The 20,687-nt window shown below is 69.9% G+C and carries 21 protein-coding genes and 3 tRNA genes; 21 read left to right on the top strand and 3 right to left on the bottom strand.

What is annotated here, in order from left to right; translation table 11 throughout:
- Positions 1 to 64: 64 nt before the first annotated feature.
- The 4 genes from ACH34S_RS05775 to htpX all read left to right on the top strand — a co-directional run bounded on the left by ACH34S_RS05775 (position 65) and on the right by htpX (position 5,995).
- Entirely contained in the window at positions 65 to 2,047 is a 1,983-nt protein-coding gene (locus tag ACH34S_RS05775; RefSeq protein ID WP_395951295.1) for an NADH-quinone oxidoreductase subunit L, read from the top strand.
- Entirely contained in the window at positions 2,044 to 3,582 is a 1,539-nt protein-coding gene (locus ACH34S_RS05770; protein WP_395951294.1) for a NuoM family protein, read from the top strand. Before ACH34S_RS05775 ends, ACH34S_RS05770 begins: the two co-directional genes overlap by 4 nt.
- Entirely contained in the window at positions 3,582 to 5,072 is a 1,491-nt protein-coding gene (locus ACH34S_RS05765; protein WP_395951293.1) for an NADH-quinone oxidoreductase subunit N, read from the top strand. The genes ACH34S_RS05770 and ACH34S_RS05765 overlap by 1 nt, the downstream gene beginning before the upstream one ends.
- Positions 5,073 to 5,137: 65 nt before the next feature.
- Complete coding sequence (gene htpX, locus ACH34S_RS05760) at positions 5,138 to 5,995, top strand: zinc metalloprotease HtpX (protein ID WP_395951292.1); 858 nt, start codon at positions 5,138 to 5,140, stop codon at positions 5,993 to 5,995.
- Here the strand turns inward: htpX and map are convergent.
- A complete protein-coding gene (gene map / locus ACH34S_RS05755) occupies positions 5,992 to 6,759 on the bottom strand; it encodes a type I methionyl aminopeptidase (protein WP_395951291.1) in 768 nt (255 codons plus the stop codon). The two genes, htpX and map, sit on opposite strands and share 4 nt — an antisense overlap.
- Positions 6,760 to 6,794: 35 nt before the next feature.
- On the opposite strand from map, the gene ACH34S_RS05750 reads away from it, so the two are divergent.
- The gene (locus tag ACH34S_RS05750; RefSeq protein ID WP_132181232.1) at positions 6,795 to 7,070 is read left to right on the top strand and encodes a helix-turn-helix domain-containing protein; all 276 of its coding nucleotides are present in this window, start codon (positions 6,795 to 6,797) and stop codon (positions 7,068 to 7,070) included.
- A gap of 65 nt (positions 7,071 to 7,135) precedes the next feature.
- Here the strand turns inward: ACH34S_RS05750 and ACH34S_RS05745 are convergent, their stop codons facing one another.
- Entirely contained in the window at positions 7,136 to 7,624 is a 489-nt protein-coding gene (locus ACH34S_RS05745; RefSeq protein WP_395951290.1) for a YajQ family cyclic di-GMP-binding protein, read from the bottom strand.
- 126 nt (positions 7,625 to 7,750) lie between these two features.
- Between ACH34S_RS05745 and ACH34S_RS05740 the strand changes: the two genes are divergently transcribed.
- The 10 genes from ACH34S_RS05740 to ACH34S_RS05695 all read left to right on the top strand — a co-directional run bounded on the left by ACH34S_RS05740 (position 7,751) and on the right by ACH34S_RS05695 (position 16,231).
- A tRNA-Tyr gene (locus ACH34S_RS05740) sits at positions 7,751 to 7,832 on the top strand.
- A gap of 518 nt (positions 7,833 to 8,350) precedes the next feature.
- Complete coding sequence (locus ACH34S_RS05735; RefSeq protein WP_395951289.1) at positions 8,351 to 8,719, top strand: hypothetical protein; 369 nt, start codon at positions 8,351 to 8,353, stop codon at positions 8,717 to 8,719.
- Between the two features lie 313 nt (positions 8,720 to 9,032).
- Positions 9,033 to 9,383 carry a hypothetical protein gene (locus tag ACH34S_RS05730; protein ID WP_395951288.1) on the top strand — a complete coding sequence of 117 codons (351 nt, stop codon included), beginning with the start codon at positions 9,033 to 9,035 and terminating at the stop codon, positions 9,381 to 9,383.
- A gap of 108 nt (positions 9,384 to 9,491) precedes the next feature.
- Positions 9,492 to 10,388, top strand: a complete 897-nt coding sequence (locus tag ACH34S_RS05725) for a hypothetical protein (protein ID WP_395951287.1) — start codon at positions 9,492 to 9,494, stop codon at positions 10,386 to 10,388.
- Positions 10,389 to 10,748: 360 nt separating this feature from the next.
- A complete protein-coding gene (locus ACH34S_RS05720) occupies positions 10,749 to 11,252 on the top strand; it encodes an FBP domain-containing protein (RefSeq protein WP_395951286.1) in 504 nt (167 codons plus the stop codon).
- 262 nt (positions 11,253 to 11,514) lie between these two features.
- Entirely contained in the window at positions 11,515 to 11,880 is a 366-nt protein-coding gene (locus ACH34S_RS05715; RefSeq protein ID WP_395951285.1) for a hypothetical protein, read from the top strand.
- A gap of 6 nt (positions 11,881 to 11,886) precedes the next feature.
- Entirely contained in the window at positions 11,887 to 13,659 is a 1,773-nt protein-coding gene (locus ACH34S_RS05710; protein WP_395951284.1) for a tetratricopeptide repeat protein, read from the top strand.
- Positions 13,660 to 13,754: 95 nt separating this feature from the next.
- Positions 13,755 to 14,474 (top strand): MerR family transcriptional regulator, encoded by a 720-nt coding sequence (locus ACH34S_RS05705; RefSeq protein ID WP_395951283.1) that lies wholly within the window; start codon positions 13,755 to 13,757, stop codon positions 14,472 to 14,474.
- The gene (locus tag ACH34S_RS05700; RefSeq protein WP_395951282.1) at positions 14,468 to 15,295 is read left to right on the top strand and encodes a hypothetical protein; all 828 of its coding nucleotides are present in this window, start codon (positions 14,468 to 14,470) and stop codon (positions 15,293 to 15,295) included. The genes ACH34S_RS05705 and ACH34S_RS05700 overlap by 7 nt, the downstream gene beginning before the upstream one ends.
- Positions 15,296 to 15,508: 213 nt before the next feature.
- Positions 15,509 to 16,231, top strand: coding sequence for a hypothetical protein (locus tag ACH34S_RS05695; RefSeq protein WP_395951281.1), 723 nt, complete (start codon positions 15,509 to 15,511; stop codon positions 16,229 to 16,231).
- A 3-nt stretch (positions 16,232 to 16,234) separates the two neighbouring features.
- On the opposite strand, the gene ACH34S_RS05690 is transcribed toward ACH34S_RS05695, so the two are convergent.
- Complete coding sequence (locus tag ACH34S_RS05690) at positions 16,235 to 17,266, bottom strand: hypothetical protein (protein WP_395951280.1); 1,032 nt, start codon at positions 17,264 to 17,266, stop codon at positions 16,235 to 16,237.
- Between the two features lie 169 nt (positions 17,267 to 17,435).
- Between ACH34S_RS05690 and ACH34S_RS05685 the strand changes: the two genes are divergently transcribed.
- The 6 genes from ACH34S_RS05685 to ACH34S_RS05660 all read left to right on the top strand — a co-directional run bounded on the left by ACH34S_RS05685 (position 17,436) and on the right by ACH34S_RS05660 (position 20,472).
- Positions 17,436 to 17,508, top strand: a tRNA-Thr gene (locus tag ACH34S_RS05685).
- Positions 17,509 to 17,838: 330 nt separating this feature from the next.
- Positions 17,839 to 17,912, top strand: a tRNA-Met gene (locus tag ACH34S_RS05680).
- Positions 17,913 to 18,033: 121 nt separating this feature from the next.
- Complete coding sequence (rpmG, locus tag ACH34S_RS05675) at positions 18,034 to 18,198, top strand: 50S ribosomal protein L33 (protein WP_026404241.1); 165 nt, start codon at positions 18,034 to 18,036, stop codon at positions 18,196 to 18,198.
- A gap of 303 nt (positions 18,199 to 18,501) precedes the next feature.
- The gene (locus ACH34S_RS05670) at positions 18,502 to 18,939 is read left to right on the top strand and encodes a MaoC family dehydratase N-terminal domain-containing protein (protein WP_395951279.1); all 438 of its coding nucleotides are present in this window, start codon (positions 18,502 to 18,504) and stop codon (positions 18,937 to 18,939) included.
- Between the two features lies 1 nt (position 18,940).
- Positions 18,941 to 19,366 carry a MaoC/PaaZ C-terminal domain-containing protein gene (locus ACH34S_RS05665; protein WP_395951278.1) on the top strand — a complete coding sequence of 142 codons (426 nt, stop codon included), beginning with the start codon at positions 18,941 to 18,943 and terminating at the stop codon, positions 19,364 to 19,366.
- A 38-nt stretch (positions 19,367 to 19,404) separates the two neighbouring features.
- Complete coding sequence (locus tag ACH34S_RS05660; protein WP_395951277.1) at positions 19,405 to 20,472, top strand: UDP-N-acetylmuramate dehydrogenase; 1,068 nt, start codon at positions 19,405 to 19,407, stop codon at positions 20,470 to 20,472.
- Positions 20,473 to 20,687 lie beyond the last annotated feature (215 nt).

Here is a 20,687-nt window from a genome sequence, read left to right as displayed (position 1 = left end):
CCGAACCCGCGGATGCCGCCGAACCGGAGGCCCGGAAGGCCGGCGCGGTCGAGGAGGCCGCCCCGTGATCTGGCTAGCCACGCTGGTGGCGCTGCTGCCGTTCGTCGCCGCGTTCGTCGGGATGCTGTTCGGCCCCTCCCTGACCCGCCTCCTCGGCGGCCGCCGTCCCAGCGAAGGGACACCGCCGGCGCCCGCCCGCAACGGGCCCGCGCTGATCGCATGCCTGCCGATCGCGGTGTCGCTCGTCCTCGCCGCGATCATCGCGTTCACCGTGTGGCGCGAGCCCGGCGAGCGCATGGGCTCGCTGACGCTCATCGAGACCGGCTCGGTGCCGATCCGGGTCGGGCTGCAGGTGGACGGCCTGTCCGCCGTCGTCGGGCTCATGGTCTGCTGCGTGGCGCTCGCCGTCCAGGTGTACTCGATCGCCTACATGAGGGACGACAGGCGCTACTCGTCCTACGCCGCGTTCATCTCGATGTTCACGGCCGCGATGCTGCTGGTCGTCTACTCCGGCGATCTTCTGGTCCTGTACGCGGGCTGGGAGGTCATGGGCATCTGCTCGTACTTCCTGATCGGCCACCACTGGGAGGACCGGGCGAACTCGCGGGCGGCGGTCAAGGCGTTCCTCGTCACCCGGCTCGGCGACGCCGGGTTCCTGATCGGCGTGCTCGTCCTCGGCATCGGCGCCGGATCGTTCGAGATCGGCACCGTCCTGCAGAAGGTGTGGACGATGCCGGACGCGACGGTCACCGCGGGCGCGCTGCTGCTGCTCGCCGGCGTCGCGGGCAAGAGCGCGCAGTTCCCGCTGCACACCTGGCTCCCGGACGCGATGGCCGGCCCCACCCCGATCAGCGCCCTGATCCACGCCGCCACGATGGTCGCCGCGGGCGTCTACGTGGTCGCCCGCGTGTACGAGGTGTTCGTGTCGGCGTCGGCGGCGCTCGCCGTGCTCGGCGTCCTCGCGGTGGTCTCCATGGTGGGCTCCGCGCTCGCGGCGCTGGCGCAGGACGACATCAAGCGCGTCCTCGCGTACTCGACGATCAGCCAGCTCGCCGTGATGGCCGCCGGGCTCGCGGTCGGCGCCAAGTCCGCCGCGATCTTCCACCTGCTGACGCACGGCGCGTTCAAGGCGCTGCTGTTCCTCGCCGCCGGATGCGTGATCGTCGTGGCGGGCTCCAACATGCTGGCCCACTACGGCGGGATGCGGCGCGGCATGCCCATCACGTTCTGGTCGATGACGGTCGGGCTCGCCGCGCTCGCGGGCCTCCCACCGTTCAGCGGCTGGTTCAGCAAGGACTCCGTCATCGAGGCGGCCCAGCACGCCGCCCTCCACAGCGGCCCGGCCGAGGCCGTGCCCGGCTCCGGCCACCCGGCGAGCGGCACCATCATCGCCTTCACCGGCGAGACGCCCGTTCCGACCTTCCTTCCCAACTCCTCGTACGACGTCGGCCTCTCGGGCGGGGTCGCGTGGCTGGTGTATCTGGGGCTGCTGCTGACGGTCGCGCTGACGGCGGCGTACGCGATGCGCGCCTGGCTGATGACGTTCTTCGGCGAGCCGCGCGGGACGTTCGAGATCCGCGAACCGTCCAGGTTCATGGCGTGGACGGTCGCCGTCCTGGCCGTCCCCGCCGCGATCCTCGGCTTCTTCGGCCTCGGCGCCGAGGAACTGCGCCCCCACCTCGGAGCGGCGCTGCTGAGCCTGCTCCTGGTCGTGCTCGGCGGCGGCGCCGCGTTCCTTGTCTGGAACCGTGACCCCGCACTCGATCCTGCACGCGTGCTCGGCCCTGCCCGCCCGGTCTTCGCGCGAGCCTTCTACGTGGACGAGCTGTACGCGCTGACGATCGTCCGGCCAATCCGGGCCCTGGCCCGCCAGGTCGTGACCTTCGACGCCCGCCGCGTGGACGGCGCCGTCGTCGGGGCCGGACGCGGCGCCCGGTGGCTCGGCGGGTTCCTCCGCGTCCCGCAGAACGGCAACGTGCAGAACTACCTGACCGGCCTGCTCGCCGGTGTCGTCGTCATCGTGGCCGGGGTGGTGATCTTCCTGTGATCTTCGTGCTGATGATGGCGATCCCCCTGGTGGGGGCGCTGGCGATGCTCGTCCCGGCGAACCGGTTCCTGCGCACCGACGTCGCGGTCCGGGTGTTCGGGACGGCGGTGTCCGGCGCGACCCTGCTCGTCGCGATCTCCGCCGCCACGGCGTTCGACTTCGGCGCCACGTCCCGCATGCAGCTCGAAGCCGACCGGGAATGGGCGCCGGCGATCGCGCTGCGCTTCCACCTGGGCGTGGACGGGATCTCCCTCCCGCTCGTCGTCCTGACGGCGCTGCTGACGTTCCTGTGCTTCCTCTACACGCTGCGGCACCCGCCGGCGGGAGGCCGTATCCGGCTCCTCACGGCGCTCCTGCTCGTCCTGGAGATCGGGCTGATCGGCACGTTCGTCGCGCTCGACCTCGTGCTGTTCTTCGTGTTCTTCGAGACCGTCCTGATCCCCATGTACGTGGTGATCATGCTGTGGGGCGGGCCGGGACGCCGCGCCGCCGCCACCAAGTTCATCCTCTACACGCTCCTCGGCTCCGGGCTTCTCCTCGCCGGGATGCTGCTCGTCGGCGCGAAGGCGGGCACGCTCGACATGACCGAGCTCGCCGCCCGGCACGGATCAGGGCTCTCGCACGGCCTCCAGATCACGGCGTTCGCGCTGATGGGCCTCGGTTTCGCGGTCAAGGCGCCGATGTGGCCGCTGCACACCTGGCTGCCGGACGCGCACACCGAGGCCCCGACCGTCGGGTCGGTCCTGCTGGCCGGGGTGCTGCTGAAGATGGGCACGTACGGCCTCGTCCGCGTAGCCCTCCCCCTGGCACCCGACGGAGCGGAGTTCTGGGCCCCGTGGCTCGGCCTCCTGGCGGTCATCGGGATCATCTACGGCGCTTTGGCCTGCCTCGCCCAGCGCGACCTGAAACGGATGATCGCCTACTCCTCCGTCGGCCACATGGGCTTCGTCCTGCTCGGCATCGCGACGCTCACCCCGGTCGGCGTCAACGCCGCGCTGTTCGGCAACATCGCGCACGGCCTGATCACCAGCCTGCTGTTCTTCCTCGCCGGATCGGTCAAGGAACGCTGGGGCACCGCCGACATGGACGCGCTCGGCGGCGGGATGCTCGGCACGTCCCCGCGGCTCGCGTCCGTCCTGACGTTCGCGTCCGTCGCCTCGCTCGGGCTGCCGGGCCTCGCCGGGTTCTGGGGCGAGATGATGGCGCTGCTCGGCGCGTACCGCCCGCACGGCGACCTGCCGCGCGAGACGTTCGTGACGTTCATGGCGGTCGCGGCGCTCGGCGCGGTGCTCACCGCCGCGTACTTCCTGCGCATGCTCGCCAAACTCACCCACGGCCCGCCGGACGGCGCGGCCAGCGTCCCGGCTTCGGAACCGGCCCCGGCTTCGGAACGCGCCCCGGCGGCGGCCGTCTCCCTGCACGAGTACGCGGCCTGGGTCCCGCTGATCGCGCTCACGCTGCTCGTCGGCCTGTGGCCGAAGACCCTGCTGGACGTGACCACCGAACCGGTCCGCGCCCTGTTCGGAGGCGGCTGATGATCCAGAGCATCGACTACGCGGCGATCGCGCCGCCGCTGATCCTCGCCGTGGCCGCCATCGGCCTCCTCCTGGCCGACGCCTTCGACGCGCCCCGCCGCGTCCTGTCCCTGCTGAGCGGCGGCTCCCTGGCGATCGCCCTGCTGGCCGTGATCGCCCTGGCCTTCGGCGACCGCCGCGACACCCTCTGCCTCCCGGACGGCCTACGCGGCAACGGCCCACGTTCCTGCTCCTACGTCGCCGACGACTTCACGCTCCTGTTCCAGGGCATAGTCCTGGGCGCAGCGGTCGTCGTCGTCCTGCTCTCCCTCCAGGAGATCACCGACTCCAAGATGCCGGTGGGGGAGTACCACTTCCTCCTCCTCGCCGCCGTGATCGGCGCGCTGACCCTCGTCGCCGCCCGCGACCTCGTCCTCCTCCTCGTCGCGCTGGAGACCCTCTCCCTGCCGGTGTTCGCGCTGGTGGCGCTGCGCCGCTACGACGGGACGGCGTCCGAGGCCGCGCTGAAACTCTTCCTCGTCTCCGTGGTCTCCACCGCGGTCATGCTCTTCGGGATCAGCCTCATCTACGGCGCGACGGGTGCCATGCACCTGGACCGCATAGCTCCCGCACTCTCCAAGCTCCCCGCTGACCTGGACCCGGTCGCCACCGCCGGATCGGTACTCGTCCTGGCCGGGTTCGCGTTCAAGGTCGCCGCCGTCCCGTTCCATTTCTGGGCGCCGGACGTCTACCAGGGCTCCCCGCTGCCCGTAGCCGCATTCCTGTCCGTGGTCTCAAAGGCCGCCGGATTCGCGGGCCTGGTGATCATCCTGGCCCTGGGCCTTCCGGCCTACGCCCACGTGTGGGGCCCGACGATAGCCGTGCTCGCCGCCCTGACCATGACCATCGGCAACCTGATCGCCCTGCGCCAGAAAACGGCGATCCGCCTCCTGGCCTGGTCATCCGTCGCGCAATCCGGCTACATGCTGGCGCCGCTCTCCGTCGGCGACGACCGGCTCCCGGAGGCCGTCGCCGCCACCACCGCCTACGTGGCGCTGTACGCCGTAATGAACATGGGCGCGTTCGCAGTAGTAATCGGCTTCCGCCGCCGCACAGCCGGTGCGCTCAGCCCGTCCTGGGACACCCTCGACGACTACCGCGGCCTCGCCCGCCGCAGCCCCGCCGTAGCCACCGCCCTGGCGTTCTTCCTCATCTGCCTCGCCGGCCTGCCGCCCGGCGTCATGGGACTGTTCGCCAAGGTCGTCGTATTCCGCGCCACCGTCGCCGGGGACGTCACCTGGCTGGCCGTCGTGATGGCGATCAACACGGCCATCGGCCTGTACTACTACCTGGTGTGGGCCGTGCGCCTGTTCACCCCAGCCGCCGGTCCGTCCTACGATCCGGCGCCCGGAATGCCGGTCCGCGCCGCGATCACCGCAACCGCGACCGCCGCGCTTGTACTCTCAGCCGCCCCGCAAATCGTCCTACAAACGGTGACTCAAGCCACCTAGCGGGAACGTTGACCCAGGTCACCCCGTTGTTCGGATTACGGGGGCCTACGGGGAGGCAGGCGGAAGTGCAGTTCAACGGCGTCAAGACGGCGGCGCTGATCGGCACGCTGTCGGCATTGATGCTGGCGGCCGGATGGCTGATCGGCGGCGGCGCCGGGCTGACGATCGCGCTGATCATCGCGCTCGCGACCAACGGCGTCGCGTACGCGTTCAGCGACCGGATCGCCCTGCGCTCCATGCGCGCGCACCCGGTCGGCGAGGTCGAGGCGCCGGTGCTGTACCGGCTCGTCCGGGAACTGGCGACGTCCGCGCACCAGCCGATGCCGCGCCTGTTCGTCTCCGAGACCCGCCAGCCCAACGCGTTCGCCACCGGCCGCAACCCGCGCAACGCCGCCGTCTGCTGCACCCGCGGCATCCTGCAGATGCTGGACGAACGCGAACTGCGCGCCGTCCTCGGGCACGAGCTGTCGCACGTCTACAACCGCGACATCCTCATCTCCTCCGTCGCCGCCGCCATCGCCACCGTGATCACCTACCTCTCCCACCTGGCGATCTTCATCCCCATCGGCCGCTCCGACGACGACGAGGGCCCCGGCCTGCTCGGCGCACTCCTCATGCTCGTCCTGGGCCCGGTGGCCGCCGCCGTCGTCCAGATGGCGATCAGCCGCACCCGCGAATACTCCGCCGACGCCGCCGGCGCCCGCCTCACCGGCGACCCGCTCGCGCTGGCCTCCGCCCTCCGCAAGATCGAGGCCGGCACCCGCGCGATGCCCCTGCCGCAGGACCCCGAGCTGGCCACCACCAGCTCCCTGATGATCGCCAACCCGTTCACCGGCGCAGGCATAGGCAAGCTGTTCTCCACCCACCCCCCGACCGCCGACCGCATAGCCCGCCTGGAACGCATGGCCGGCCACCGCCGCTAGAGAGCGGTAAGAATCATCGGCCCGTCCCCGGTGACCGCAATCGAGTGCTCGAAATGCGCCGCCCGCCCCCCATCAACGGTCGCCACCGCCCACCCATCATCGAGAACCCGCGTCGCGTCCCGCCCGCTCTCGGTTACCAGCGGCTCGATCGCGATCGTCAGCCCTTCCTTGATCCTCATCCCGCGCCCGGCCCGCCCCTTGTTGGGCACGGACGGATCTTCATGCATCTCCGTCCCGATCCCGTGCCCACCGGACCCGTCCGCGATCCCGAACCCGGCGGCCCGGGCAGCACCCTCGATCGCCGCCGCGACGTCCCCGATCCGGTTCCCGGGCACAGCCGCCGCGATACCCCGCTCCAGCGCACCCTTCGTGACCTCGATCAGCCGCAGACCACCCGCGTCGGCCGTCCCCACCATGAACGAGATCGCCGCGTCCCCGCAGTACCCACCAACCCGGGCCCCGGCGTCGACGGTCACGAGATCCCCGTCCTTCAACAGGCCCGTGCCCGGAATGCCGTGCACCACCACATCATTCACCGACACACAGATGTTCGCCGGATACGGCACCGGCGCCCAACTGGGCTTGTAGTGCAGAAACGGCGACGTGGCCCCATGCTCCTTGAGAACCCTCGCCGCCACCGCGTCCAGCTCGGCCAGCGGCACCCCGGGCTCCGCCACGTCCCGCACACTCGCCAGAATCCGGGCGACGACCCGCCCCGCGTCCCGCATGCGCTCCCACTCCCGTGGGCTTCGATAGGTCACCATGCAGAATATTTTAATACCAGTATTACAATGCTCGCATGGTCCGTACCCCGCTCACCGACGAACAGCGCGACCGCGGCAAGGCCCTAGGCCAGATCCTCCGCGCCGCCCGCGGTCCCCGTCCGGCCGCCGCCGTCGCCGCCGAGGCCGGCATCTCCCTCGACACCCTCCGCAAGATCGAACGCGGCGCCATCGCCGTCCCCGCGTTCTACACCGTCGCGTCCCTGGCCCGCGTCCTGGACCTCGACCTCACCGACCTCGCCAAAAAACTGGATGAATTCGACCGAACCATCCCGGAGTCAGCGGCGTCATAACACACGAGAGCGCGCCGGCCACTTCTGCGGGGGATGGGGCCGGCGCGCTCCCTGTATGCGGGCGACTACCTGTAGTTCACGAACTGCAGCGCAACATCCAGGTCCTTGCCCTTCAGCAGCGTGATGACGTCCTGCAGATCGTCCTTCTTCTTCGAGCTGACCCGCAGCTCGTCCCCCTGGATCTGCGCCTTGACGCCCTTGGGCCCCTCGTCCCGGATGATCTTGCCGATCTTCTTGGCGTCCTCCTGGGCGATGCCCTCCTTCAGGGCCACCCCCAGCCGGTGCACCTTCCCCGAGAGCTTCGGCTCGCCCGCGTCGATCGCCTTCAGCGAGATCCCCCGCTTCACGAGCTTGTCCTTGAACACGTCCAGCACCGCGTTCGCCCGCTCCTCCGTGTTCGCCTGGATCTCGATCGACTCCCCCGACCACTTGATCCCCGCGTCCACGTTCCTGAAGTCGAACCGGTTCGCCACCTCCTTGGCGGCCTGGTTCAACGCGTTGTCGACCTCCTGCCGGTCGAGCTTGCTGACGATGTCAAAAGAGCTGTCGGCCATCGCACACATCCCCTAACCAGCGCGGTTCACGATCCAGAGAGCCTAGCGCCCGGAGATCAAGCCCGATGTCACACCCGCTCCCACCGTCCGCTATCCTTTCCAGTGCCGTCGCGACAGCGACGCCACGGCGGGTTGCCCGAGTGGCCAATGGGAGCGGACTGTAAATCCGTCGGCTTAGCCTACGCAGGTTCGAACCCTGCACCCGCCACACCACCGAAAACAGCCCCTGACCAGGAGCAACCCGGTCCGGGGCTGTTCTCATTGCACCCACCGCCTCTGACCGCCAACGGCCGTCTCTCGTTCGCTCAACGCCGCCTCTCTGGCCCTGCGCCAGACCCAGAGGTACGTCCTGCCAGTCGTGATCCCGCCGCGGGGCCCAATAACAGCCGTCCACCCACCGGGGAAGATGAACGCCTCACGTGGTGGCACAGGAGCGTGACGAGCTCGGAATGGATTGGTACGGGCCGAGTCTCGCCGGGTGCCCGATGCTGTGAGCGGTTGCCGATCGGGAGGCTTGCCGCTGTCCGTCCACCGGATAGCTAGTTATCGCTTTCTGGCTCAGGTAATTCGCATATACGCCGTTGCTGGTTGACGGCGCCAGACCAAGAGCCCCCAGCTCGGGGTCTACAGGTCGAGCCCGCAAGCACGAGCTACAAGTTCGAGCCGTAATGGACGTAATAGGGTGGGCCTCCCGAGGGGTAACCCAGACCCATGAGGAGCACTGGTATGGCTGCTTCCATCATTAATAGGTGGGCGCCTCCGGAGGCGCGTCCCACCAGTCCTCCTGAATATGAGGCTGTGGCGCGCCTGTGGCGGGAACACGTGAGTGCGCCTTTCCCCGCACGACTGAATGGCGCGGACCGAGCAGGCTTCGACATGGTGATGCTCGACGCGGACCCCTCCGGTTGTGTTTGGACCTGGCTGACGCACGGCGGCTCTCTCGACGAACGCCGCCACCGCACCCTGCTCGTCAACATCGATCGGCTGGACCAGGTTCTGCCCTGCCTGGACGAGGCAGACGACCCGCCTTACTGGCGGCGCCTGCACCAGATGTCACAGCTGGTCGCGGACGCCATGGCGCGATCTACTGAATGAAGAGGGAGAAGGGCATGGTCGGCGTCCTCGTGGGCCCAGAGGCAGCGGTCGAAGTCACGCCGACGAACGCGGAGGCTGCCGTTCGGGACGATGCAGCCCGGCGCTCGCCCCTTCTGACGTCGGTCAGGACTTTGATCAGTGCCGGTTTGCTGTGTCCCAGTCGTTGCTTGCCTGAAGAGGGCGATCAGCTCTCAGGCTGTCTAGAAGCGGGTTGAACTGAGGTCCCATTTCGATTCTGGACCTTCGTGAATCGCGATGTTTCAGGCGGGCGATGCATATATCGTGCAGCTTTGTGACTCGATCGAAAGTCGCTGTGGCGACGGTACTCTTCTCGGTCATCGTGCTCGTCGGCTGGCATCCCGTGCTGGTCATTTACACGCTTGTGTTCGGCGAGCGCGGCACGGCCTGGGTGGCCGACTGCGAGGGCATCAGCACAGGGACCGACTGCAAGGGCACGTGGCGTACCGCCAGCGGAGAGCCAGGGGCCGGACACATCTCCGGGGTGTCCCACGGCGACGAAAGAAAATCCATCTTGGTGCGCGTGGGGCCGCTCGGGCCGTACTCCGACGATGTCGTCGACGCATTGCCGTCGTTCATCCTCCCGGTCATTGCGTTCGGCCTGTTCACGGCTGCTGCCTGGAAACTACGGCGTCTGGTCGGCTGATCTTTACGAAGGCGGCAGGTGGTTCGGTGTTTGGTCGGAGTACGTCGAGTTCGCCGGTCGTGATCGATTCACGAGACCTTGGTCGTCGTCGTCCGGGAGGAGATGGGTGTGGCGCTACTGAAGGACAGCAGGGCGTGGGAGCTGCCGTCGGGGATGGAGGTGACTGACGCGGGTTTGGTCACTCGCGATGCCCGAGTTCGGCTGGTGGCGGCTTGGCCGCCGGGTGCGGCGTGGCGGCGCTATGCGGGCGGCGCCCTGCCCGCCGCGGCGATCTGGCGGGCGGCGCGCGCCTACACCGTGCTCGCCGCCACGGCGGCGGTCGTGGGCGTCGGCGGTGGCCTGATCGCGGCCGGGATCAACAGCCTGGTCGCCCTCGGCATCGTGGCCGACGATCATGACAGTGCGGTGACGGTAATGCTGCAGGTCACGCTAGGAGCCGTCCCGGTGGCGGCCGTGCTGGGCTGGGTGGCGGCGTGGTTGCTGCGGCTGGCTCGCCGGGTGGACGCCAGCACCCCGCAGGCCCTGCCCGCCTCCGCGTACGCACCGGCGCAGATGACCGCGGATCTCGGCCAGGCCGGGGTCCGGTTCCCCTTCGCGCTGCCGACCTCATTCGCCCTAGTGAGCGTCGGCGTCTTCTTCCTGGCGTTCGTTCCCACCAATTTGGGCGGGGACGATGGCATGGCCGTGATCTTCGGAACCGGCTTTCTGGTCGTGATCCCGCTGACGATCGGCTCGATGTGGCTGCTGATGCTGCCCCGGGCGCTGCGTGGCGGGGTCTCCGCCGCGCGGCTCCGGGTCATCGGCTGGGTCTACATCACCGTTGGTGTGGTTCCTCCTGCCGTGTCTGCGGTGTCCATCGTCGCGATGTCGGGGGCGGATGCCCTTCCCTCGGGCCTGGCCCCCGTCATCTTCGGCGCCCTGCTGGTCGCGCGTGGCGTCAACCTGGCCAAAATCGCTCGCGACTTGGCCGACGCCGGGGCGGCACCCCTGCCGGGGCACACCTGACGGTTCCGGCGTGTGCGGGCCCGCAGCTGCCAGCGCTGGCACGCTTGTGAACCTGTGTGGACGTCTCGCTTGCCCTTCACCAGTAGGTCGAGCGCTAGCGCGTGCCGCCTGACAGGCGCTCACCCAGAGCCGACGCGCCCGGTTCTACGCCGCGTCGGCCGGCAGTTCCTCCTCGCGTACAGGCAATGCGTGGTGGACGGCCTGAGCGAGCTCCCGCACGATGGGGGCACCACGGCGCCTGAGGCGGTAACCCCCTCGACGCTTGAGACGGAGGCTGTCCACGGCGTCGGCTGCTCCCTGCTTCCGGCAGGCCGATAACCCTTTGCCTGTGCTGCGAATGCGAACCTAGGCTCGCAACTCATGCGAGCGATTACAGAGCACGACCTGCGGTCATGCTTCGTCAACTGCTCCAAGGGCGACGCCAAGCGCCTCAACCTCCCCAAGGATTTCGCCCAGTCGCCCTGGGACGACCTTGACTTCCTCGGCTGGCGAGACCCAAAGGCGCCCGAGCGCGCCTATCTGGTCGCCGAGACGGGCGGGCGGCTCACCGGGATCGCGCTGCGACTGGCGTCCACACCCGGCAAGGCTCGCGGGTTCAACTCGACCAGCCTCTGCTCGTTCTGCCAGACCGTGCACACCGGCGGCGGTGTCGCGTTGATGAGCGCGCGGCGCAGCGGTGAGGCCGGCAAGCGGGGCAACACCGTCGGGCAGTATTTGTGCACTGACTTGGCTTGCTCCCTATACGTGCGGGGCAGGAAGCAGACCCTCCTGAGCGACGGCCACGACGACGGCGTCCCCCTTGAGGAGAAGGTGGCGCGCATCAGGGCGAACCTGGATGCCTTCGTCGCCTCGGTCGTCGTCTGATCAGCAGGCGCGCGGGCTCGGCGGCGCGGCGTTCGCGCGAATGAGCACCCCGGAGCGTCGGTGGCCGGTGCAGGTTTGGACGGGCCGCTGAGCGGGGGACGCGGGTGGGTGTACCGGTTTCTGTGTTTACGTCCGAGAGTTGGAGTGGTGCGTCTAGCCTCCTGTGACGGTCGGTGGCCATGCGGTCACAAATGATCGTTTAGTGGAGAGTGCAGGGATGTCTGGGGATCTGGTGCAGTTAGCCGGGGATGTAACGCAGTACGTGACCATGGCAGCGGGCGCCTACGGGGTCGCGGTGCTGGCGCGCACGCAGGACCAGGCGGCCGACGCCACGGTGAGGTTCGGGCAGCGGCTGGCCCAGCGGATCTTCGGTGTCCGCGCGGAGGGCGAGGCGATCCCCGAGCCGCTGGCCGGTGTGATCGACGACCCCGACGACCCGGCCGCCTTGCGCCAGGCCATCCGGAAGGCCCTGGCCGCCGATGCCGAGCTGGCTGCGCAGGTCCAGCGGTGGGTCCAGGACGCGCACAGCACGTGGGCGCGCGTCCTGACGTCCGGGGAGCGGTCCCCGGCGGTGTACGCCAACCACGGCATCATCGCCACCGGCGATGGCCACACCTTCCCGCAGTGAGTCGCCATGATCGACGACACCGCGGAAGCCGGGCAGCGGGTCGGTTCCTCACTTGCCGCCGACCTTCAGACGTCAGGGGCCCGGTCGCCAGGGGTCGGTGTCAACTTCGGCAGCGTCAAGACCGGTGATGAGATCACGCAGGCCGCGGTGTCGCTCCCGGCGCCGGAGACGGTACGGCCCGCCGCGCGGATAGTCGGATTGCCGCGCCCGGCCACGCCGGTGTTCCTCGGCCGCCACGACGACTACCAGCGGCTTGAACAGGTGCTGGCCACCGCCGGTGAGACGGTGGTGGTGACGCAGGCCCTGTACGGCATGGGCGGCGTGGGCAAGTCGGAGATGGCGTTGCAGTACGCCCACCGGTCCCGGACGCGGTACGAGGCGGTGTGGTGGGTGACCGCCGAGAGCCCGCAGCAGGTCGAGGCCGGGTTGGCGGAGTTGACCCATCATCTGGTTCAGGACGCCGCGCGGGCGGCGACCACCGAGGACGCCGCCGCGTGGGCGGTCGGCTGGTTGCGGGCGCATCCGGGATGGTTGCTGCTGTTGGACAACGTCACCGACCCGACCCACGTCGACGAGCTGTTAGGACGCTTGGAGGGCGGGCACGCGCTGATCACCAGTCGCCGGGACGTGCGCTGGCCCGGCACCACGCGCACCCTGCGGCTGGGGTTGCTCGACCCGGGGCCGGCCGCCGAACTGATCACCACCATCACCGGGCGCACCACCCCGCACGACCGGCAGACGGCCGCATTGATCGCCGAGGAACTCGGCTATCTGCCCTTGGCGCTGGACCAGGCCGCCGCCTACATCCGTCAGACCCGCATCACGTTGGGACGCTATCTGAGGCGCCTGCAAGAGCGTCCGGCCCGCTACCACGCCAAGGCCGCCGACGGCGACAAGGCCCAGGCCACCATCGCCCGCCTGTGGGACATCACCCTGGAAACCCTCCAAGAGCAGGCCCCGGAGGCGGCCGAACTCGCTTGGGTACTGGCGCAGTACGCGCCTTCGGACGTCCCCCGGCTGATGCTCGGAGGCGGGGACGAGGAGGCCACCGAAGCCGCGGACGCGGCGTTGGGCGTCCTGGCCTCCCACAGCATGATCGACCTGACCGACGAGGTGGTGGTTATGCACCGCCTCACCCGAGCCGCCGTCCTGACCCGGGCCAAGGACTCCAGCGAAGATCACGCACACGGCGCGGTCCGTGACCTCGCCCTCGGCTGGCTCCAGACGACCCTTCCCGGCGACCCCGACTCCGATGTGACCGGTTGGCCTGTCTGGCGATCCCTGGTCGTCCATGTGGAAGCGATCGCCGCCGCGCTCGCCTCGTCCCGCCCGTCGGAGCAGCTCAGCCACGTGCTCGACCAGACGGGACTGTTCCTCATCGCGCAGGGCGAGTATCAACGCGCCAACTCCGTGCTCTCCACCGCGGCCACCATCGCCGAGGCCGCGCTGGGCCCCGACCACCCCGACGTCGCCACCCGGCTAGGGAACCTGGCCGCAACCCACCGCGCGCTGGGACGGGCCACCGAGGCGTTGCCGTTGGATCAGCGAGCGCTGGCCATCGCCGAGGCGGCGCTAGGCCCCGACCACCCCGACGTCGCCATCGGGCTGGGCAACCTGGCGGCCACCTACCGCGATCTGGGCCGAGCCGTCGAATCGCTCGCAGCGATCACCCGAGCCCAGCAATGCGCACTGGCCGCGCTAGGCACGCAGCACCCCACAACACGATCACTCCAGCAGTACGCCGACCACTTGAAGGACCTGTTCGGCGTCCCGGACTGAACCAGGGCCCACAGCGCACACCCGCAGCGAATCGCTGACGCGGGCGCAGTCCGCGACCTTGACCTTCACGTTGCGTCAACGTGTGTCATGGAGGCATGCGGATCGGCGAACTGGCCGCGCTGGTCGGGGTGTCCACCCGGACCGTGCGGCATTACCACCATCTGGGGTTGCTGCCCGAGCCCGAGCGGCTGGCGAACGGGTACCGGGAGTACCGGCTGCGGGACGCCGTCGTCCTCGCCCGGGTCCGGAGGCTGGCGGAGCTCGGGCTCACGCTGGACGAGATCAAGGACGTCCTCGCCGACGAGCAAGGCCGGGAGCTGCGTGAAATATTGGCCGAGCTGGACGCGGACCTGGCCAGGCAGCAGGAGACGATCCGGACGCGCAGAGCGCGGCTCGCCGTGTTGCTGGCGGACGCGGAACTGGACGCCGACTCGGCGGTGTCGCCGGAAATGGCGGACATCCTGCGCGTCCTGCCGGGCGACTCGGGGTTCGCCGACGCCGACCGGGGGATGCTCGCGCTTGTCGAGACCGCGGCGGGGCCCGGTTTCGCGGCGATGCTGCGGCCGCTGACGGAACCGGGAGCGGCGGCGCGGGCGGAACGGATCTACGCGCGGCTCGACGAGATCGCCGATGCGGCGACGGACGACCCCGGAATCCCCGGAATCGCCAAGGACATCGTTGACCTTCTCCCAGAAGACCTGGCGAGCCTCATGGTCACCGAAGAGGCGAGCAGCGAGTGGCTGGACGAGATGTCCCCCGCGCAGGCCGAAGTCTTCCGGCTGGTCCTGAAGATGCTGCAGGACAGGCCGTGCTGACCGTCGCGCGGGCCGCCCTGTACGCGGTGGTGCCGGCCGAGGTGATCTTCGCGGTGCTTCTCGTGGCGGGCGTGCCGCTGCCGCGCCTCGTGGTGGTGACCGGGGAGGCCCTGGTCACGGCGGTGATCGCGCTGGAGGCCATCGCCGCCGGCCGGCTGGTGTGGGAGCGGCGGCGGGACGGCGCCGGCTGGGGCGACGCCCTCCGCAGCGTCAATCGGCTTGTCCCGGAGCGGGTCCGCCGGATCATGGCGTTCGACATGAAGGGCCTGGTCAGCGTCGTGCTCCTGGTGGTGCGCCGGCGGCACGGGGTACCGCCGGGCGCCGTGGGCCTCCCGTACGCGGGCGGGCAGCTCACCCTGCAGCTGGCGTTTCTGTTCGCGATGGTCGTGGAGGCCGCCGTCGCCGAAATGCTGTTGCGCGGAGTCGGCGCGGCCGAGGGTGTGCGCTCGCTGGTCCTGGTGGTCGACCTGTACTCGATCCTGGTCGTGGTGGCGATCATCGCCGCCTGCGTGACCCGGCCGCATGTGCTGTCGGACGACGAACTGCGCGTCCGGTACGGGGCCTTCTTCGACCTGCGCGTGCCACGCGACCTGCTCTCGTCGGTCCGGGTGGCGCGGAACTTCAACGAGAGCGGCATGGTCAGGGTGGAGGACGAGCGGTTGTCGGTGGCGGTCGCGTCCCAGACGAATGTCGTCGTCGAGCTGAGCGAGCCGATCGTGGCCGTCCGCCCTCTGGGCAAGCGGGTCACGGTACGGACGGTCCGCTTCTTCACCGACGACCCGACAGCCCTGGTCAACGCCCTCACCGAAACCCAAAACTGATTTCGCCGGACGAGCCGTCTTGCGCTGGTCACCAGCCGCCAGTTCGTCGATCAGGCGTTGCTTGGACGGGGCCGACATCCTTCAGTGTCTGCGGGGCGGCGTTCGTCAATACCGGAGCGGGGCAGGTTGGCGGGACGCGGGGTGAGGGTTTGGTCTACCTGTCCCCGCCGGGCCGGTTCAGCGGGTAGACCTGCATCTGTGCAGGTGAGTTATGTGAGTGAGGCGACTCCGGGACGGGAGAACGAGGACTTCGTCGCGGCGGGGCCGGGGTGGGTCGTGCTGCTGGACGGGGCGACGGCGCCCGTGGGGGTGGACAGCGGCTGCCGGCACGACCCGGCGTGGCTGGTGCGGAGGCTGGGCGGGCGGATCGCGGCGCTGCTGGCCCTAGAGGACGGCAAGCCGCTGCCCGACCTGGTGGCCGAGGCGATCAAGGTGACCGGGGAGGCGCACACGAGGACCTGCGATCTGGAGAACCCGGACAGCCCGTCCGCGACGGTGTCGCTGCTGCGGCGCAGCGGGGAGGCGGTGGAGTGGTTCGTGCTGGCCGATTCGCCGATCGTGATGGACGTCGGCGAGATCCGGGTCTTCCGCGACGACCGTGTCGATCATCTGCCCAGCTACACGCTCGAAGGCGTCCGGAGGTCGCGGAACAGCCCGGGCGGGTTCTGGGTGGCCAGCACGAAACCGGAGGCCGCGTACGAGGGGCTGACCGGTGAGGTGCCGGTGGAGGGGCTGCGGCGGGCGGCGGTGCTCAGCGACGGCGCGTCCAGGCTGGTGGAGCGGTTCGGGCAGATGGGGTGGGACGACCTGCTCCGGCTGCTGGACGAGGAAGGCCCGCGCGAACTGGTCAGAAGGACCAGGGAGGCGGAGGCGTCGGCGGACGGCCCCCGAGGGAAGCGCTACGACGACGCCACCGCGGTCCTGGTCCGGTTCTGACCCTCAGTGCTTGGCGGGCGGGATGTGGGGCCACCAGTCGCCGAGGTGTTCGGGGAGGTGCGCGCCGTCGACGCGGATGGTGGCGGGCATCATCGGGAAGCGGCGTCCCGCCGGGAAGGTCCGCTCGTAGGACGGCGGGTCGAGCACGACGACGCGGGTGCCGTTGACGACCGGGATGTCGGCGGGCACGCCCTCGTTCCAGATCCATTCGCCGTGGGCGTCGACCAGGTTCCAGGGGCTGGAGACGATGGGCGGCCCGGGCGGGACGTCGGCGTTCAGGAAGCAGGCGAGGATCTCGGGGGCGGGACGGTCCCCGGTCAGGCCGTCCGGGCGTCCGATGAGGGCGCCGGCGAGCAGGACGTGCAGCTGGAAGTTGTCGCCGATGCCGCCGATGGTGACCGTCCAGCCCTTGCCGCTCGCACGGTCGAGGACGAGGAGGTTCTCGCCGTCCAGGACGCGCAGCAGCGCGTGGTAGTGGTCCATCTGCCCGAGGTACTGGACGGCCTGCCCCGCGGTGCGGGCGTGCAGGTCGCGGTCGGTCAGCCCGGCGCGGATGGACGCCGATTTCTGCAGCACCGTGCACCCCGCCATCACGTACTGCGGCAGCGCGAACCACGCCAACATCGCGCCGACCGCGCCGTCCTCGAGCTTGGGCCCGACCGTGTCGACGGCCTGCTGGGACGGCTGCTCGTCCTGCATGTCGGGCGGTTTGCCGCCGGTGGCCTCCTCCCATGCGTTGGCGAACGCCAGCGCCCCGGAGGTGACCTCGGTGATCCGCTCGACGACGGCCAGCCCGGCGGCCGAGTCGGCGTCGGCGCCGTTCTCGATCCAGGCGCCGGTCAGGACGGCGAGCCAGCCGCCGAGGTTCGGCGGCGCCTGGGCGATGCCCTCGGCGAGGCGGGGCATCGCGGCGCTCATGTCGGCGGGGGAGGCGGTCTGGGACGCCTCCATGAGCTGCGGCAGGAGGTCGCCGAAGGTCCTGTCCTCGACGATCGCCGCCCGGACGATCTGGTCAGCGAGATGGTTGAGAGCCATGGTCGATCACCCTGGCACAGCGAACCGGACGGACGCACAGCGGGGACGCATACCCGCCAAATCGCCGAATCTCATTCTGATGGGCGGGTCGGGGGGTGCCGTGCGGGGCCCAAACCGGTTCGCACCATCTGCTCGGGGCGTGTATGGTTTCACTGCGCGAACGGCGCAGGCCCCTTTAGCTCAGTCGGCAGAGCGTCTCCATGGTAAGGAGAAGGTCTACGGTTCGATTCCGTAAAGGGGCTCACGGCATTCCGGCCGCCATCCGACCAGGACGGCGGCCTTCGTCGTTCCAGGACTTTCCCGGCCGCGCCTAGGAGTCTCTCGGCTGCGTCTAGGAGTCTCCCGGCCGCCCGGGCGGCCCGACTGGCCCGGATTCGCTCCATACAGGGGGCTGTGGTACCGTCCCACCGGTTCCAGTCCGACGTTTCGCAGGTCATCGGCGCAGCCGGTAACCTGGGACACGGTTCGGGGGAGCCCTCGAAACCGATTCCCGATCATCAGCCGGGTTTTCGTGTTTCCGGGGTTCGGTGAGCATCCGGTATCCTTGCATTCCGGTCCACACCGACCAGCGCGGCGGGGTAGCTCAGTCAGGCAGAGCAAGCGGCTCATAATCGCTGTGTCGCCGGTTCAAGTCCGGCCCTCGCTACTACCCATGTCTCTCACCTCCGTCCCGGGGGTGAGCGGGCCTGGGTCCAACCGCCGGCCGCCCGCTCCGGGCGACCGACGTCCGAACGTTCCTTGTCCCCAGCTCAGAAAGGCACTCCATCGTGGCTGCCACCGACGTCCGGCCGAAGATCACGCTGGCCTGCCAGGAGTGCAAGCACCGCAACTACATCACGCGGAAGAACCGGCGCAACGACCCGGACCGCCTGGAGATCAAGAAGTACTGCCCCAACTGCCGGACCCACCGTCCGCACCGGGAGACCCGCTAGCCGATCCCGGACGGAGCCGCGGCCGCCCGAGAGCGCACGCGCCCGCGAGTCACCGTCCGCGCCGTGAAAACCGGCGGTCGCGCGAGCCAACCGCCCGCGACGCAGCGACTTCTTCACCCACCTGCCATCCGGCTTTTCGCCCGCTTGCCACCTGGCTTCACCGCGCACCTGCCAACCGGCTCCCTGCGCGCCTGCACGACCCGATCAGCCCGTCCTTGCCAGTGAGACCCGCGAGGGCGGGCTGAACGCTGTTCTGTTACCGTCCGTCCGAAGCCCCCCGCGCGACCTGGAGGACGGCACGGCATGGCACTGAACCGTGATTTCATCGGGCGGACCTTCCCGCCGAGCGAACCCTACGAGGTGAGCCGGGTGAAGATCCGGGAGTTCGCGGACGCCATCGGCGACCACAACCCGATCTACCACGACCAGGAGGCCGCCAAGGCGGCCGGCTATCCGGACGTGATCGCGCCGCCCACCCTGCCGATCATCGTCTCCTTCGGCGCCGCCGCCCTCAACGACCCCGACCTCGGGCTCAACTTCGCGATGGTCGTCCACGGCGAGCAGCGGTTCGAGTACACCCGCCCGCTCCGCGCCGGCGACGTGGTCATCACCACCACGACCATCACCGAGATCAAGTCGATCGGCAACAACGAGAAGCTCACCGCCGAGACCGAGGTCAGGACCGTCGAGGGCGAGATGGTCTGCAAGTCGTACAACACGATCGTGGAGCGAGGTGCCTGAGATGACCGCCACCGTGAAGTACGCCGACGTCGAGGTCGGCACCGAGATCCCCGCCCGGACGTTCCCGGTCGACCGCGCCGACCTCGTCATGTACGCGGGCGCGTCCCGCGACTTCAACCCGATCCACTGGCGCGAGTCCGCCGCGAAGGCCGTCGGGCTGCCGAACGTCATCGCACACGGCATGTACACGATGGCCCAGGGCGGCCGGTTCGTCACCGACTGGGCCGGCGACCCGGGCTCCGTGGTCGACTACGGGGTACGGTTCTCCTCGCCGGTCGTCGTCCCGGACGAGGGCGGCGCGACGCTGGAGATCAGCGGCGTGGTGGAGGAGAAACTCGACGACAACAAGGTCGTCGTGGCGCTCACCGCCAGGTCGGAAGGCCAGAAGGTCCTCACGCGCGCGAAGGCGGTCGTCAGGCTGGCCTGAGGGACGCGGGGCAGGCAGGTACGGGGAGGAAAGTCGACGTGGCGGTGTTCGCTGAAGAGGTGAACCTGGCCGGGTACACCACGCTGCGGCTGGGCGGTCCCGCCCGGCGCTTCGTCGAGGCGACGACCGAGGCGGAGCTCGTCACCGCGATCCGCGACGCCGACGACGCGGGCGAACCCGTCCTCGTGCTCGGCGGCGGCAGCAACCTGGTCGTGTCCGACGCGGGCTTCGCCGGCACCGTCGTGCACGTCGGGACCCGCGGCGCCGAGCGCGCCGGCGCCGACGGTGACAGGGTCCTCGTCCGCGTCCAGGCGGGCGAGGACTGGGACCCGTTCGTCGCCCGCTGCGTCGCCGACGGCCTGTCCGGTGTCGAATGCCTGTCCGGCATCCCCGGACGTGTCGGCGCGACCCCGATCCAGAACGTCGGCGCCTACGGCCAGGATGTCAGCGAGACGGTCGTCGGGGTCCGCGCCTACGACCGGCACACCCGCGCCCTCGTCACCCTCGACCGCGACGCATGCCGGTTCACCTACCGGCACAGCGCGTTCAAGGGCCACGACCGGTACGTCATCCTGGACGTGACGTACGCGCTGCACGAATCCGAGGAATCGCAGCCGATCGCCTACGCGGAGCTGGCGAGACGGCTCGGCGTCCAGCCCGGTGACAGGGTGACGCTGAAGGAGGCGCGCGACGCCGTCCTCGAACTGCGCCGCGGCAAGGGCATGGTCCTGGACGCCGCCGACCCCGACACCCGCAGCGCCGGATCGTTCTTCACCAACCCGATCCTGGAGCCGGACCGGCTCGCCGACCTGGAACGCCGCGTCGCCGAACGCCTCGGACCTGACGCGGCCTTCCCCCGCTACCCGGAGACCGGCGGGCGGATCAAGACGTCCGCCGCCTGGCTCATCGACCGCGCCGGCTTCGCCAAGGGCCACACCCTCGGACCGGCGCGGATCTCCACCAAGCACACCCTCGCCCTCACCAACCCGGGCGGCGCCAGCACCGCCGACCTGCTCGCCCTCGCCCGCGAGGTCCGCGGCGGCGTCCGCGACGCGTTCGGCGTCGAGCTGGTGAACGAGCCCGTCCTGATCGGCGTGACCCTCTGACCCGCCCCGTCGCCCGGCTCCGGTGTGACGTTTCGAACATTGGGCCAATGGGCGGCGCTTGATACCGTCGAAACGTCGAGGGGGAGTAGTCCCAATCGCGTTGATCGACATACTGGCGCCGCCTGTGGCGCCCGGTCACGCGGGCCCGGCCCTGACAGGGGCGGGCGGACGAGACCTTCGGCCTGGCAGTAATGCCGGGCCGAGGTCGTCTGCTC

It is taken from the genome of Actinomadura sp. 3N508 (assembly GCF_044326375.1).
In the GTDB taxonomy this organism is placed as follows: domain Bacteria; phylum Actinomycetota; class Actinomycetes; order Streptosporangiales; family Streptosporangiaceae; genus Spirillospora.
Note: the sequence above shows the minus strand (reverse complement) of the source record. Positions and strands in the feature narration are given on the sequence as shown.

Coding starts and splice junctions, on each gene's coding strand:
- ACH34S_RS05665 (WP_395951278.1), top strand. CDS start 18,941: ATGACCGCCACCGTGAAGTACGCCGACGTCGAGGTCGGCACCGAGATC.
- ACH34S_RS05705 (WP_395951283.1), top strand. CDS start 13,755: ATGCGGATCGGCGAACTGGCCGCGCTGGTCGGGGTGTCCACCCGGACC.
- map (WP_395951291.1), bottom strand. CDS start 6,759: ATGGTGACCTATCGAAGCCCACGGGAGTGGGAGCGCATGCGGGACGCG.
- ACH34S_RS05670 (WP_395951279.1), top strand. CDS start 18,502: ATGGCACTGAACCGTGATTTCATCGGGCGGACCTTCCCGCCGAGCGAA.
- ACH34S_RS05745 (WP_395951290.1), bottom strand. CDS start 7,624: ATGGCCGACAGCTCTTTTGACATCGTCAGCAAGCTCGACCGGCAGGAG.
- ACH34S_RS05690 (WP_395951280.1), bottom strand. CDS start 17,266: ATGGCTCTCAACCATCTCGCTGACCAGATCGTCCGGGCGGCGATCGTC.
- ACH34S_RS05720 (WP_395951286.1), top strand. CDS start 10,749: ATGCGAGCGATTACAGAGCACGACCTGCGGTCATGCTTCGTCAACTGC.
- ACH34S_RS05765 (WP_395951293.1), top strand. CDS start 3,582: ATGATCCAGAGCATCGACTACGCGGCGATCGCGCCGCCGCTGATCCTC.
- ACH34S_RS05710 (WP_395951284.1), top strand. CDS start 11,887: ATGATCGACGACACCGCGGAAGCCGGGCAGCGGGTCGGTTCCTCACTT.
- ACH34S_RS05750 (WP_132181232.1), top strand. CDS start 6,795: ATGGTCCGTACCCCGCTCACCGACGAACAGCGCGACCGCGGCAAGGCC.
- ACH34S_RS05735 (WP_395951289.1), top strand. CDS start 8,351: ATGGCTGCTTCCATCATTAATAGGTGGGCGCCTCCGGAGGCGCGTCCC.